Origin of the sequence: Halogeometricum sp. CBA1124 (assembly GCF_009741955.1) — an archaeon.
GTDB lineage: Archaea > Halobacteriota > Halobacteria > Halobacteriales > Haloferacaceae > Halogeometricum > Halogeometricum rufum.
This window is the reverse complement of the sequence record NZ_WPCD01000004.1, coordinates 1-14,856: the sequence shown is the minus strand read 5'-3', so window position 1 is coordinate 14,856 and position 14,856 is coordinate 1. Positions and strand designations below refer to the sequence as shown.

General features: G+C 61.3%; 11 protein-coding genes and 1 pseudogene. 4 read left to right on the top strand and 8 right to left on the bottom strand.

Features of this window, described 5'->3' with window-relative positions; all coding sequences use genetic code 11:
* Window positions 1-42 precede the first annotated feature (42 nt).
* Window positions 43-1,067, bottom strand: a pseudogene (locus GJ632_RS22755) (ornithine cyclodeaminase family protein).
* Window positions 1,068-1,169: 102 nt separating this feature from the next.
* Here GJ632_RS22755 and GJ632_RS01030 point away from each other — a divergent pair.
* Together GJ632_RS01030 and GJ632_RS01025 are read left to right on the top strand one after the other, a co-directional pair.
* Window positions 1,170-2,300, top strand: a complete 1,131-nt coding sequence (locus GJ632_RS01030) for an ATP-NAD kinase family protein (protein WP_191451709.1) — start codon at window positions 1,170-1,172, stop codon at window positions 2,298-2,300.
* 109 nt (window positions 2,301-2,409) lie between these two features.
* On the top strand, window positions 2,410-3,060 hold the full coding sequence (locus GJ632_RS01025) for an EthD family reductase (protein WP_191451707.1): 651 nt from the start codon (window positions 2,410-2,412) through the stop codon (window positions 3,058-3,060).
* A gap of 66 nt (window positions 3,061-3,126) precedes the next feature.
* Here GJ632_RS01025 and GJ632_RS01020 read toward each other — a convergent pair whose 3' ends face one another.
* From GJ632_RS01020 to GJ632_RS00990, 7 genes are all read right to left on the bottom strand, one after another.
* The gene (locus tag GJ632_RS01020) at window positions 3,127-3,963 is read right to left on the bottom strand and encodes an ABC transporter permease (RefSeq protein WP_191451706.1); all 837 of its coding nucleotides are present in this window, start codon (window positions 3,961-3,963) and stop codon (window positions 3,127-3,129) included.
* Window positions 3,960-4,763: an ABC transporter permease gene (locus GJ632_RS01015; protein WP_197427788.1), complete on the bottom strand. Its 804-nt coding sequence runs from the start codon at window positions 4,761-4,763 to the stop codon at window positions 3,960-3,962. The genes GJ632_RS01020 and GJ632_RS01015 overlap by 4 nt, the downstream gene beginning before the upstream one ends.
* A gap of 122 nt (window positions 4,764-4,885) precedes the next feature.
* Window positions 4,886-5,962: an ABC transporter ATP-binding protein gene (locus GJ632_RS01010; RefSeq protein WP_197427787.1), complete on the bottom strand. Its 1,077-nt coding sequence runs from the start codon at window positions 5,960-5,962 to the stop codon at window positions 4,886-4,888.
* Window positions 5,963-6,042: 80 nt separating this feature from the next.
* Complete coding sequence (locus GJ632_RS01005; RefSeq protein ID WP_191451702.1) at window positions 6,043-7,260, bottom strand: PotD/PotF family extracellular solute-binding protein; 1,218 nt, start codon at window positions 7,258-7,260, stop codon at window positions 6,043-6,045.
* Window positions 7,261-7,461: 201 nt separating this feature from the next.
* Window positions 7,462-8,403 carry a dihydrodipicolinate synthase family protein gene (locus GJ632_RS01000; protein WP_191451700.1) on the bottom strand — a complete coding sequence of 314 codons (942 nt, stop codon included), beginning with the start codon at window positions 8,401-8,403 and terminating at the stop codon, window positions 7,462-7,464.
* 166 nt (window positions 8,404-8,569) lie between these two features.
* A complete protein-coding gene (locus GJ632_RS00995) occupies window positions 8,570-9,349 on the bottom strand; it encodes an SDR family NAD(P)-dependent oxidoreductase (RefSeq protein ID WP_191451698.1) in 780 nt (259 codons plus the stop codon).
* Between the two features lie 202 nt (window positions 9,350-9,551).
* Window positions 9,552-10,325: an IclR family transcriptional regulator gene (locus GJ632_RS00990; protein ID WP_191451695.1), complete on the bottom strand. Its 774-nt coding sequence runs from the start codon at window positions 10,323-10,325 to the stop codon at window positions 9,552-9,554.
* Between the two features lie 868 nt (window positions 10,326-11,193).
* Here GJ632_RS00990 and GJ632_RS00985 point away from each other — a divergent pair.
* Together GJ632_RS00985 and GJ632_RS00980 are read left to right on the top strand one after the other, a co-directional pair.
* Entirely contained in the window at window positions 11,194-12,801 is a 1,608-nt protein-coding gene (locus GJ632_RS00985) for an ABC transporter substrate-binding protein (protein ID WP_197427786.1), read from the top strand.
* Window positions 12,802-12,843: 42 nt separating this feature from the next.
* On the top strand, window positions 12,844-14,856 hold a 2,013-nt coding region (locus tag GJ632_RS00980; RefSeq protein ID WP_191451691.1), incomplete at its 3' end, for a prolyl oligopeptidase family serine peptidase.

The window sequence follows — 14,856 nt, the reverse complement described above, 5'->3', positions numbered from 1 at the left end:
ATGGGCCATCGTCACATAGTCGTTGCGATGGTGAGGGACCGTTCAGAAGAGTCTGATGGTCGAACCCAGTCCCGCCTCGACGGCGCGGTCGTAGACGAGGTCCATCGCCGCAGTGTCGAGAGCCGGCATCCCCTTGTGAGTCATGACCGTGCGCTCGTCGGGTGACTCCCGTCCAGGACGCTCGCCGTTCATCACCTCGATGAGGTCGGCGTGGATGTCAGTCTCCTCGACGTCGTAGCCCTCCGCCGTCCAGTTGTCCTCGTGTTCGCCTTCGATCCAACCCAGGTCGCGGTCGTAGTATCCGACCACCCACTTGTCGGCCTCGCTACTGAGCGTGGGTTCAAGGTCGTAGAACCCTGCCGTCGCGGCGACGTGCGTCCCGGGTTCGACCCATTCCTCTCTCACGATGGGTCGGGTCGCCGACGTGACCGTGCAGATGATGTCGGTGCCCGCGACGGCCTCTTCGGCGTCGGCGTAGCGACTACGTCGGCGTCGACTTGCTCCGACATCTCGTCGACGAACGCATTCCTGATCTCGTCGTCGATGTCACACGCTCGAACGGATTCGAGGTCGAACAGTTCGGCCATCATCAGGAGGTGGGTTCGGCCCTGGTCGCCGCACCCGACTATCGTGACCGTCGAGGAGTCCTCTCGGGCGAGGAACTTCGCGCCGACCGCGGCGTGACCGGCCGTCCGCATCGCCGTCACCGACTGTCCCTCCATGATGGCGACGGGGAGCGACGTCTCCGCGTCACTGAGGACGTCGACCGCGTTGATCGTCGGAAGCCCCCGTTCCGCGTTTCGCTCGATGTATCCCAGCCACTTGTGACCCGCCGCGTCGATCGGTTCGATGTAGGAGGGGAACGACTGGACCATCCCGATGCCGTACTCGTCGTCGGCGGAGGAGACATCGAGGTCGAACGGGTTCGACTGTTGGACGACGCCCTCGCCAACCCACCGGAAGGTCTGCTCGACGCGTTCCAGACACGAGGCGGGGTCAAGCGCCTCGTTCACGTCGTCGCGGGTCAGGAATCGCAACTCACCGGGCTCTGTCGAGTGTGTTACCATGTACGTGGTGTCTGATGGGTCCCATTTATCTCTTTCTCTGTGTATCGCTCTCCCTTGCGATGTCTCCCGACGTTTCTTGTCGGTTCCCGACGAACGACGGGTATGACGAACACCGTCGGATTCCTCGTCAACCCCATCGCCGGGATGGGTGGGCGAGTCGGACTCAAAGGAACAGACTCCGAGGAGGTCCTCGAACGGGCTCGTGAGTTGGGAGCCGACCCCATCTCTCCGGGACGCGCCGCGAGTGCCCTCCGAGAACTCACTGGTGCACTCAACGAGGAGTCGCTGTCGCCGAGTCTGGTCAGCGGACCGGGACCGATGGGCGAGGCCGTCGCCGAGGAGTGCGGATTCGACCCGACTGTGGTCGGAGACATCGACGCCGACTCAACCACGGCCGCAGACACGAAGGCAGTCGCCTCGGAACTCGTCAACTCCGGTGTCGACGTCCTCCTCTTCGCCGGCGGCGACGGCACGGCGAGGGACGTGTACGACGCCGTTGGCGACGCCGTGCCGGTGGTCGGAGTCCCCGCTGGCGTCAAAATATACTCAGCCGTCTTCAGCCCGACGCCCGAGGCGGCTGGCGAACTCGTGGCGTCCTTCCTGGGCGGCGAGACAGCGGAGCCGCAACTCCGCGAGGTGATGGATATCGACGAGGAAGCATTCCGCGACGACAGGCTCTCAGCGACGCTCTACGGGTACCTCGCGGTCCCGCAGGAGGAGCGACTTGTGCAGAGTCCAAAGTCGCGGGGCGCGGGTGATGAGACGGCGAGCAAGCGCGCTATCGCCGGCGCGGTCGCCAACTCGATGGAGGAAGGCACGGCCTACGTCATCGGTCCCGGCACGACGACCAAGGGGATACTGACCCACCTCGGTCTGGACTACACCCTCCTCGGCGTCGACGTCGTCCGCGACGGCGAACTCGTCGGGAGAGACCTGAACGAACGCGAGTTGCTGGACCTCCTCGATGGAGTCCCCGCCCACATCGTCGTCGGCGTCATCGGCGGCCAGGGTTTCGTCTTCGGGCGCGGCAACCAACAACTGAGCGCGCGCGTCATCGAGGCGGTCGGCGCCGACAACGTCACCGTCGTCGCGACGGAGGAGAAACTCCTCTCGCTCGGTGGTGACTCGCTGCGCGTCGACACGGGGGACGAATCACTCGACGAGGCACTCACCGGGTACAGACGCGTCGTGACGGGGCGCGGTACGCAAATGGTGGCCCGGGTCGTGCGATGACCGAAACCGGGGCGTACCGGGCGGTGACGCCGCGCGCCCGGGGGCCTGTCGGCGTTCGGACCGTCGTCCACGGGGACAGATTTACGTCGCCCTCGGACGGGTATCAGACGTGATTAAGTTACAATCGTTCATCGTCAGACGCGACGACATGAGCCACGACGAGTTCCGCGACTACTGGCTGAACGAGCACGTTCCGCTGGCGAAGGAACTCCCCGGACTCCGTCGGTACCGGACCGCGGTTCCCGTGACACCCGACCGGAGTCGGTACGACGGTATCGCAGAACTATACTTCGACACCGTCGGGGCGTTCGAGTCGGTCCTCGGTCCCGAGAGCGATACGCCGGCTATCGAAGACGTGGCGAACTTCGAGAAGCGCGCAGACCGCTGTCTGGTAACGGAGACGGTCAGGTACAACGACCCGCGTAGCGACGGGCCGAAACTAAAGCTTGTCGCCGTCGTCTCTCGATGTGAGGGAGTGAGTCACGAGGCGTTCGTGGACGAGTGCTTCCGCGGTGGGATACTCGAACGACCGTCCAGCCTCCGAAAGCTCACGACCGCGGAGCCGGTTGACGGACACGAGACGTACGACGGTGTCGTGGAGTGCTACTTCGACGGCCTCGGCGAACTGGACGCGGCAACGTTCTCGGATGAGACGGAACAGAACGGTTCGGCTGTCGACCTCCCGTTGGACACGTCGCTCGTCGGTGACGTGGAGTCGCACGTCGTCGAGGAACAGGTACACCTCGACGTGACAGAGTGAGCGTACCCTCTGGCGTCTGCGCAGTCAGGTTCGAAACGTAGTTCCCCGACGGTATGGAGGCCGTCGTCAGGAGACGACGCGGCCGGAGAGGCGTTCGGCAGCGATGGTGAGTGCAAGCGAACCGACGATAATGACCGCACCGATGGCGTTGAGCGTCGGGTCGTACGTCCGCTGGACGAGGGCGTAGATGACGACCGGGAGCGTCTGGTCGCCAAAGCTGAGCCAGAAGAACGTCTGGATGAAGTTGTTGAACGAGAGGATGAACGCAAACAGCATCGCCGCGACGATGCTCGGCAGTATCGTCGGGAGCGTTACCTCAAGGTACGCCCGCACCTGCGTCGCGCCGAGGTTCTTCGCCGCCTCTTCGAGGGACTCGTCGAAGCCGTCGAGACCGGCTGCGATGACGAGCGTCGTGAACGGTAGCGTGATGAGGATGTGACCGACGACGAGCGAGGGCCAGCTCCCGTAGATACCGAGCACGTTGAAGAACACTAGCCCGCCTATACCGGTGATGATGAACGGGATGATGATCGGGATGCTGAACAGCATACGGAGCGTGGACTCGTCCAGTACCGAGTTCCGATAATCACCTCTGACCAGTCCGAACCCCGCGAGCGAGCCGACAAGTCCGGAACCGAACGCCGACACCACTGCCAACTGGAGGCTGAACAGGAGCGCATCGATCAGGTCGCTGTTCGTGACGAGCGCCTCGTACCACCGGAGGGAGACGCCGGGCATCGGGAACGATGGTGTCTGTTGCGGCGTGAACGATAGCATCACGACCACGAGAATCGGGACGTAGAGGAACACGAGCACTGCTCCGGCGACTCCCTTCAGGAGGCGACTGGCGGTTCGGTTGCCGAGGTCGACGGTTCCGAGAAGCGCACTGAGCGAGAGCCTCATTCTTCGTCACCTCCGATAGCGGTGGTACCAGATACTTCGACGTTCGAGAACCGCGAAACGACGACGAACAGTGCGACGATGAGGAGGCTGTATATCACTGCGAGCACGCTCCCGAAGTTCCAGTTTTGCCCCCGTCCGAACATCAGACCGATGAAGTTCGCGATCATGTTGTTCTCAGCGCCGCCAAGGAGGACCGGCGCGAGGTACGCCCCCGAGGAGAGGACAAAGACGAACGTAGCTCCCGCCGCGATTCCCGACGTAGTCTGTGGGAGCGTGACCTCGTAGAAGGCCTGAAGCTTGGTAGCACCGAGGTTCTTCGCCGCCTCTATCTCGGAGACGTCGACGCTCATCAGACCAGCGACGATGGGGACAATCATGTACGGTAGCAGCGGGTGTATCAGCCCGATGACGACCGCGTTCTGGGTGAACATGAGTTTGAGCGGGCTGTCGACGACGCTGAGGAGATCGACGAGGACCCAGTTGACGAGGCCGTTGCTGTTCAGAATCAGTATCCACGCGTAGGTTCGGACGACCTCATTCGTCCAGATCGGCGCGATCACCAGCAAAAGGAGGAGGTTGCGGTGGTCGCTGTGGATAACCATGTAGTACGCCAGCGGGTAGCCGATGACGAGCGTCCCGAGCGTCGTCTTCAACGCGATGACGACGGAGTCCACCATGATCGATTGGTACAGCGGTTCGTTCAGGAACCGACGGTAGTGCTCGAACGTGACCGTAAAGTCGCCCGCGAGGGGATCGACGACGAAACTGTAAAGGAACATCGTCATCAGCGACCCGCCCATGACGACGATGATCCAGAACAGACCGGGAACGAGCCGAAGGTCCGGCACGACACCGCTCACCGTCCCATCCTCGCGCATGACGGCCGGGAGCTTCCGTCTGATCGTATCTCTCACGCTCATCGTTACGCCTCCAAGAGCGCGACGTCGTCGACGTCGAACGTGAGCGAGACGCGATCTCCGTCGTCGAACAGCCCGTGCGTTCGCTGTCCAGTGACCTCGACGAGCATCTCCTCGCCTTGGACGTCGACGAGGAACCGCGTCACCTTTCCATAGAAGACGCTCGTCTCGATCGTCCCCAGTATCGACCTTTCGGACTCGTCGGGCGAGATGTCGATGTCCTCGGGACGGACGCTCAGGATGACCCTGTCCCCAGTCGAGACCGATGTCGAGTTCTGTACGTTGGATACGGTCGTTCCAAGGGCGTGCAGCGATACGTCGACAGAGTGACCATCCGACGCGATGACCTCGCCGTCGACCAGGTTCGTGTCGCCGATGAAGTCGGCCGCGAACTCGTTCGCTGGGTTGTTGTACAGTTCCGACGGTGTCCCTACCTGCGTCATGTTTCCGTTGTTCATTAGCAGGATGCGGTCGCTCATGGCGAGGGCTTCCTCTTGATCGTGCGTGACGTAAACGAACGTGGTGTTGAGTTCCTCTTGGATGCGCTTCAGCTCGAAGCGCATCGTCTTCCGGAGTTTCAAGTCGAGGTTCGACAGCGGTTCGTCCAAGAGAAGAATCTCAGGTTCAGTCACGAGCGCACGGGCGAGCGCGACACGCTGTTGTTGTCCTCCCGACAGGTTCGCCGGCTGACGGTCCTCAAAACCAGGCAAGTCGACGAGTTCCAAGTACTCGGCGACGCGACTCTGTCGCTCCTCTTTCGGGACGCCCTCCATCTTGAGACCGAAGCCTACGTTGCCGCCCACAGTCTTGTTCGGGAAGAGCGCGTAGTTCTGAAAGACCATCGCCACGTCCCGTTTGTGGGGTGGGACGGTCGTCACGTCGCTGCCGCCGATTTTGATGCCGCCCTCCGTTGGCTCCTCGAATCCTGCGATCATTCGGAGCGTTGTAGTCTTCCCACATCCGCTAGGGCCGAGAAACGAGAAGAACTCACCACTCGCGACGTCGAATGATACGTCTTCCACCGCAACTGTGGGACCGTACTGTTTCATCAATCCGTCCGTAGAGAGGATTGCACTGGCCATGGGAATACGAATCACTTCCGGTTTGTATACCTTGCTGTTCGATACCGTGCGACGAACAGTTACTGTCGCGAGAATCGTTCCTAGCTACGGATCATCTCCTGTATCTTGGTCGTCCACTGGTCGGACTTGTTCCCAATGAACACCGGATCAAAGATGTCCAGACGGTCTTTGTACTCGACGTTGATGTTCTGCTTGTAGCCTTCCGACTGGTACTTCTCTGGGATGGGGAACGTCGTTGCGGTGGGCACCTCTTTCAGGTACGGTTCGCGGATTTCGGGCTTGAGAGTGTAGTTGATGAACTTCTCCGCGGCGGTGCGTTTCTTCCCCCGCACGCCCCGCGGAACGGCCAATCCGTCAATGTACTGGTACCCCCCCTCTTTCGGAATCGTCGACTTAACCGGGTTGCCGTCGTCGGCGAGAGACGCGGCGATGACGTAGAAGTTGTGACCAGCGGTGACATTACCGTTCGCGAACCCTTGGCTGGCGGCGCCGCCGCCCTCGAACCACGTCCCGACCTGCGGTTTCCAATCGTTCTCCAGCGAGTTCCACACCTTCTCGATGCGTGACTCGTAGTTCGCCTCGAACTCCCGTGGTTCCTCTGGCCAGAACGTCAGGTACGTGGTGCACACACAGTAGTTCGGTCGCTGCGAGAAGCCAACTTCGCCCTCCAGTTCGGGTTGCAGGAGATCCTTCCAACTGGTCGGATCCTCCTCGTACGGCCACTTCTCTGTGTTCCACGTGAGACAGTTCGCACCGTAATGGTTCGGCACGGCGTGCCACGTCCCCGCTTCAGGCTCCCACGGCGTGTTCTCTGGTTTGTAGTCGTCGTAGAGTGTGTCGAGGAGTGGGACGTTCTCCGTCCGGATGGGCTGGAGGAGTTCGTCGTTCAGCGCGGAAGGGACCGCTCGCATCGAGAGCTGGAACAACTGCAGGTCACTGGCACCGGCCTTCTGCTTCGAGATGATATTCCAGTCGTCTTGGAACGTCCCGAGTTGGACCTCGATGCCCGTCTCTTCTTCGAAGGACCTCGCCAGTTCCTTCATCGCTGGCAGGTGGTTCCCGTACGTGAGGAACCGAATTTTCGTTCCGCTCAGCGATCCGCTGCTGCTGCCCACCGTCGTTCCGTCGCCGCCGCCCTCGGTCCCTCCTCCGCCGCCGGAACCGCCGAGACAACCACTCAGGCCGGTGACCGTCGCCGCCGCCGTACCGGTTCCCAGTTGAAGCCACCGCCGCCGCGAGACCCCAGTGTTCGATTCGGTGATAGAGCGCCCTCTGTCTGACTGGTCGCTGTCAACCATGCACAAATGTCTACAAGAGTGGGTTATATATCTTTTCGTGTCTAAGTGACATTTATCTCTGAGAAAGTTCGGCGTGCGACGAACGTCGTTCACCGGATACGTGGGTCGGTGTGGACCGTTACGGTCGAGGGGTTGAAGTCCGGCACGACGGACTCCGCCACCGACGGGAGCGGGACAGGACGGTTCGTTCCCGTGTTGGCCTTACAGTTCGGCTTCCATCTCGCGGAGAGGAGCGACGGCGTCTTCGAGCGCAGCACGCGATTCCTCGCTAAGGGGTCGGTATGGCTTTCGCGGCGGACCGCCGTTCTGGCCACCGATTTCGGCTAGCTCGTTGAGCACCGCGAACTCGTGAGACATAATGGGTGCCCCCTCGAGTCGGTTCATGTCTCCGAACGCCCGCACGATCTTGTCGTGCGCCTCACGGACCCATGGGTCGTCGTGGTTCCCGTCACGGCACTCCTCGTAGTATTTCAAGAAGAGTTTCGGCGCTACCCACGTGAGGATGCCGACGAACCCCTTCCCGCCGCGCATCGAGTCGTACCAGAACGGAGCGTCGTACGGCGAGATGAAGTTGATGTCGTCGGTGACCGTGGCGATGACCTCGTCTCGGTGACCGACGGACATGTTCGACTCTTTGAGGGCTTTGATGCTGTCGATGTCGAGGAGTTCGTCCCGCCAGACGGTGGGCGTGATGTTGCAGTCGGTGACCGGCGGGAAGTTGTAGACCATGATAGCGATTTCGCCCTCGATGGCCTCGTCCACGTCGCTGAAGAACGGTCCGATCCACTCCTCCTCGATGGGGAGCATGTACGGGAGTTCGACCATTGTTCCGTCGGCGCCGGCCTGTTCCGCGTACGTAACGCGCTGGACGACCTCCTGCTGGCTCGTTCCGGACCCGCCGACGACGCAGGTGATGTCGTCCGCCGCGTCGACGCAGACATCGGTCAACTCCTTGAACTCGTCCTCGGAAGGGGCGTTGATCTGCCCCATACTCGACAGTTGAATGAACCCGTGGACTCCCTGCCCCTCCAGATACTCGATGTTCGCTCGGATGGCCTCGTAGTCTATCGACTGGTCGTCGTCGAGACACAGCGGCGAGAGCGCGACGATTCCTTCGATTGGCTTTCGGTTGAACGTTGGCATTAGTGTATTCACCGTAGTAACGTTCCCACCTTCTGAAGCAACTGTCTTTAGCTTTGTCGTCGCGGCGGTTCAAGAAACGCGCGCACGGTCAGCTAACCGGGCTCTCGCGAACGGCCGTTCGGGTTCACGTGATTACCTCCTCGGACGCGTCGGCGTCTCCCGGCGCTCAGTACATTACTTTCCCGGCGGAGATGTTGAGGTCCTGACCGGTCATCTGGTCGGACTGCGACGAACACAGGAAGGCAACGGCGTCTGCGACACTCTCCGGCTTGACGAGTTCGCAGCGAGCGCTCTTGTCCATCTCCCCTCGCTTTACCGCCTCGCTGTCCGTTCCGCGTGCCTTGGCGTACCGCTCGAATACGCGTTCGATTCGCTCCCCTTCGACCGAACCCGGACATACCGCGTTCACGTTGATGTCGTACTCGCCAACCTCGCTTGCCACGGAACGGGTAAAGCCCACCAGCCCCAACTTCGAGGCGGCATAGGGGGATCGCTGAGAGACGGGCCGCTTGCCGGTCACGGAACTGATGTTCACAATTCGACCGTACTCTTGATCTTTCATCACTGGGATTACCTCCCGAGTCATGAGGAACGCACCGCGGAGGTTCACGGCGATGGTGTTGTCCCACTCCTCGACGGTAATCTCCTCGCACGGGAGATTCGGACCGGCTATGCCCGCGTTGTTGATGAGAACGTCGACGGATCCGAACTCGTCGAGCGCTTCGTCTACGGTTCTTGTGACGTCCTCCGGGTCTCGCAGGTCCATCTGAACGGAGAGGGCCGACTGACCTCGGTCGCGCACCATCTGCTCGGTCTCGTTCATCTCCTCCGGGTCGAGGTCCGCAATTACGATGTCTCTCCCCCAGTCGGCCAGTGTGAGGGCGATCTGCCGCCCGAGTCCGCGCCCTCCACCGGTAACTATGGCTGTCTGCTGCTCGCGATCCATGCTATGCCCTTCCACCTTCACCCCATATAATTCCTTTCCTACTATGGACCGAAACATCCTTGCGCACCCGACCAGCCATTCGGTAGTCAGGTGCGTGAGACGTCTATTCTCCTGTGGAAGACCGACTAATCGGGTCGAAAAGGGGATGGGTTGTTCGGAGCACGCTCGTTGAACCGCTCCCCGGGCGGACCGTCTCCTGTATTCAGGAGTACGTGAGAGCCAGTTTGATCTGGTTCACCGTGCTCAAGAGGCTGTCAATCTGGTCATCCTTAATTTCGTTCTCCGGGCCCGCGATGGAGCATCCCGCGAAGACGGTACCGTCGTCGAGGATCACCGGAGCGCCCACGGCACTCAGACCGACGGTACTTTCCTCCCTGTTTATGGCGTACCCCCGGTCACGTATCTCTTGGAGTTCGTCACGGAGCTCGGCCGGGTTCGTTATCGTGTGCTGCGTCGCGCTGGGGAGTCCGTAATAGTCGATTATCTGGTCTATCTGGTCCTCGGGGAGGTGTGCGAGGATGGCCTTTCCGTAGGCGGTCTGGTGGAGAAACATCCGTTTCCCCACTCGCGACCGACTCGGAACCCCGTACTCGCCCTTCTCACGGTAGATGACGACCGCTTGACCGTGTTCTTCGACGACGAAGTGAACGACCTGTCCGGTCTGCTCGGCGAGGGATTTGATCTTGTCTTTGACGATCTCCGAACCGTACCGCTCGTTTCTGACGAACCCCCCGAGATCGAGGAAACGAGCCCCGAGATAGTACTGGTCGTCCACCTGCGTCACGCAGTTCTCCTCGATGAGCGTCGCGAGGTGCTTGTGGACGGTACTCTTCGCCAGTCCGGTCTCGCGGGCGATGTTCGTGACCGTCTTGTCGTCGAGTGTTTTCAGTGATTCGACGATGCGAAACATCGTGTGGATGGACTTGATAGTGTTAGAAGCGGGCGGGTCCTGGCCCAACGGCGTGTTCAGCCCCATGGACTGACATAACGCGAGAATCAACTTAAATGTATTGTGGTGCGTCACCGTTCGGCAACCGATTCCGCGTCGGCATCCGATACACTCTCAGAAATCCGCTCCAAAACGCCTCGATTTCGCTCATATCTACCCCATCTCGGTCGGGGATCCGAAGAATACACAGCAGCGATTCATCAACGTGAATTACCGCTGTGTTTCTCGATAGCGAACCTCTAGATATGGGGCGAGCAAATGGGGTAGACAGCGCTGATTGCGGCCGAATCGGTGCCAGGAGGTGATTCGAAGACCGGGATTTCTCCGTCAGAGCTATTCTCTCTCCCGACCCCAAAATTACGATTCTATTACTGTAATTGTTTCCAAGAGAATGCTTTTCAGCGCTGATCTCTCGCTCTCACCGATTGGAGGAGAGAAGAGACGGAACACGGTCAAGACGTCTGAACCAGGCGTCTTGATGCTCACCGTTTCTACTGACGGCTCCTCGCGTCGCTCTTCAACGACGTATCTACGAACTGCTGTTCGCTTATGGGAAACAGATGTTCGCTTACTGCGAGATGAGGGATCCGGTTGAAAGGACTAAGCGCGACACATGATGTCCAAAGAGGGATGTCGAACCGACGAAGGGGTCGCTGAGACCACAACGCGCGTTTGCCTCGCTAGAGTGTGCTACCGAAAGCAAGCAGCATGGCTGGACAGGTCGATGGCAACGCAACTGCAATCGACGTCGCATCCGCTGCGTAATCTATATGGTGCCTAAGGATTAGGTATGTTCATGGGTATTGGTAGCAATGCTGTCGAAGACGAGACTGAACATGTCGATTCGGCGCTGACTCGGAGGCGAACGCTCCAGACGGTAGGTACTGCGGGTATATTGGCGCTCGCCGGATGTGCAGGGGGGTCTGGAGACGGTGACACGACCAATACGGGCGGTGGTTCGACCGACGCGACGGCGACACAGAGCGACGAGACCGAACAGTCGGACCAGCAGTCCAAGGTCGGTGGTAGCCTCACGGTCGCGCAGGCGGGCGCACCGCCGGACTGGGACCCCGTGAAAGGACTGGGTGTGCCGTCGGCGATCGTCGGGCAGAACTTCTTCTCGACGCTCTACACATACAACGACGCGCTCGAACTCGTCCCCGACGACTTGGCCGCGGGACTCCCGGAACCCGAGCGCGATGGGCAGCGGTGGACCGTCGAGATAGTCGACAACGCCAAGTTCCACAACGGAGATCCGGTGACGGCCGAAGACGTGATGTACTCCTTCCAGGCACCCATCGACGAGGGATCGTGGGTCGCGTCGTCGTTCAACATGATCACCGACATGACGGCCGTCGACGAGACGACGATCCAGTTCGACCTCGAGTACACTTACGGCGCGTTCCCAGGTTCGCTGGGGTCAATGCAGATCGTCCCGAAAGCGGTCCGCGAGGCCGACGTCGACAAGTTCAGCAGGGAGGAACCGATCGGGTCTGGGCCGTTCGTGCTCGACGGGTGGAAGGAGAACGAGTTCGCGACCATCAAGCGATGGGACGACTACTGGGGCGAGTCAAAGCCGAACCTCGACGAGGTGACGTTCGTTCCGATACCCGAGTCGACGACGCGGGTCACGAACTTCAAGACGGGAGAGAGCGCCATCATGCAGGACATCCCGCCGAAGCTCTTCTCCACCGTCGAGAGCATTCAAGACGGGCGCATCGCCGAAACGCCCGCCCTGTCGTACACCTACATGACCTTCAACCTGAAGGAGGGGGAGACGACGAAGCCGAAGGTGCGCGAGGCCATCGACTACACCTTCGATATGGACCAAGTTGTCGAGAAGTTCGTGGAACCGGCGGGGGTGCGGCAGTACCAGCCGATTCCGATCCCGACGGCGAAAGCGTGGGACATGCCTATCAATGAGTTCGAGCAAATGGCTGTCGGCAAGGACATCGACAAGGCCAAGTCGCTGTTCGAAGAGGCCGACGTGCCCGGCAACTGGTCGTGTAAGATCCTCTGCCCCCCGGACGACGTCCGCGAGAACATGTGCGTCACCATCGCGAACGGTATCAAGGAGGCCGGCTACAAGGCCCAGGTCCAGCGGCTCGACTGGGGTACCTTCCTCGAGAAGTTCTCGACGGGGAACAAGGATGACTTCAACATGTACTCGCTCGGATGGTCGGTGTCGCCGGACCCCGACTACCAGATGTACGATATGTACCACATCTCGGGGGCGGGAGCCAACCAGGGACACTACTGGAACGACGAGGAGGCGATGCAGATGATCGAGGAGTCGCGGAAGACAACCGACCGCGAGAGACGCCGCGAACTGTACATCGAGATCCAGAAGATGATCATCGAACAGCGCGTCCAATTGCCGGCGTGGAACCCGAAGGGAGTCTGGGCGGTGAAGGACCACGTCGAGGACTTCCAGATACACGCCATCCCGTCGCAGAACCCCCAACTGTTCACGGACGAGCACAACATCTGGGTCGACGAGTAACCCCTCGAACACACTTATTAGGTCTCGTCTCCGTTCGACAATATGGCGGCATTCACCCTAGCCGACGCGCTATCGATAACGCCGATTGCGGACCCGATATGGAACGACGACGGGACCCGAATCGGTTACCTGCGGACAGTCGACGGCGAGACGCGCTTCGCCGTACAGTCGGTCGGCGACGTCGAGACGACGGGCGTGGGTCTCGACGATGGAACGTACGAACCAGCAGCAGAGACAACGGCCACCGACGTGACTGACGCCGCGTGGCGACCTGGAACCGCCGACGAGGCGATGATTGTCTCCGACGGTGACCTTCTGCTCGTCGACACGGCGACGGGGTCGACGTCGCCGTTCGTGCAGAGCAACCAGACGAACTCGGTACCGGTGTGGCACCCGAGCGGAGACAGCGTCGCGTACCTTCGCGACGGGTCAGTCTGGATTCACGCCGTCGACGGAGGCGTTCGGAGCGTCGACGACGTCGCCGTTCCAGATATCTTCGCGTTCGGGACGCCGCTGGAGTGGGATCCGAGCGGTCGGTACCTCGCAACGCTCGCCGCGCCGGGAGAGACGCTCGGGGTCGCCGTTCTCGACGCGGAGACCGACGACGTCGTCTGGCAGGCCGTGCCCGGTCCGGACGACGACTGCCTCAGGGGTGCGTTATGTTGGGTAGGAGAGGGACATCTCGTGTACGCGGAGGACTCGGCCGACGGGACCGAACGGATCTACCGGTCGGTCCGGATCGGCGAGAACGACGGACTCGGCGTCGACATCCTCTCGGAGTCCGTCGACGGATTGCTCCTGCCGCACGACCCCGTCGGCCACGAGTCCGGGCGACTTGCGGTCGTCTCCGCACGGACGGGCTACCGTCACGTCTACCTCGTGGACGTTGACGACCGCCGTGGCGCCGTCTCGAAGTCACGACCGGGGTTCGTCGGAGAGGGCGTCGTGCAGGTGACGGCTGGCGAGTTCGAGGCGCGCGGCGACGCGATGGACACGCCGTCGTTCTCCCCAGACGGGTCTCGACTGGCATACGTGACGAACGAGGCGGACATCGGCCAGCGACACGTCGAGATTGCGACCACGGTCGACGGACGCGTGACCGAGCGAACGCGGTTCGACGGCATCGGCGGCAATGCCGCTGGGACGGCGTGGTCGCCCGCGGGCGACCGGATACTGTTTCTCCGGGGCGGCCAGCAGTCTCCCGTCGACGTACACGTCGCGAACGCAACCGCCGAAGCGGTGCGACGTGTGACGGCCTCCCACCCCGAACCGACTCGGTTCGAGGGACTGCCGACGCCCGAACGGGTCACATTCGACACTCCCGACGGCACCGAGATAAGCGGTTACCTCTACCTGCCGCCGGACATTGACGACAGAGGCGAGGTCCCGTCGGTGGTCTACTGCCACGGCGGCCCGATTAGTCAGATGCGCGACGGCTTCTCTGCACGCCCCGGTCACGTCCACGCGTTCGACCTCGTCCTCGCGTCGTCCGGCTACGCGGTAATGGAGCTGAACTTCCGGAGCGGTATCGGCAGAGGCAGAGAGTTCGAACAGGCGATACACCGAAACGTCGGCACCGTCGAAGTCGAGGACTGCGAGGCGGCCGCATCCTACCTCCGCGAACGTCCGGAGACGACCGACCGGGTCGGACTGTGGGGAATCAGTTACGGTGGTTTCCTCGCGAACGCGCTGGCGACGATGTCGAATGCGTATGACTGTACGGTCAACGTCGCCGGCATCTGGGACTGGCGGACCTGGTGCGACTGGGCCATCGATCACGGGGTTACTCACTGGGGAGTCGGCGAGGAGACGTGGTTCTACAACCGGTTCGGAGGTGCACCCGACAGCGACGACTCGGTCGTGCAGGAACGGTACAGAGTCGGATCGCCGAACTCGTTCGTCGACGAGTTGGAGACGCCGTTACTCGCTCTCCACGGCATGGACGATCGAAACGTGCCGATCGAAGAGACAAACGACCTGCTCCAGCAAGCCGTCGAGGCCGGTACCAGCGACTATGTGGAAGTAATGTACTACCCGGAAGAACAGCACGGGTTT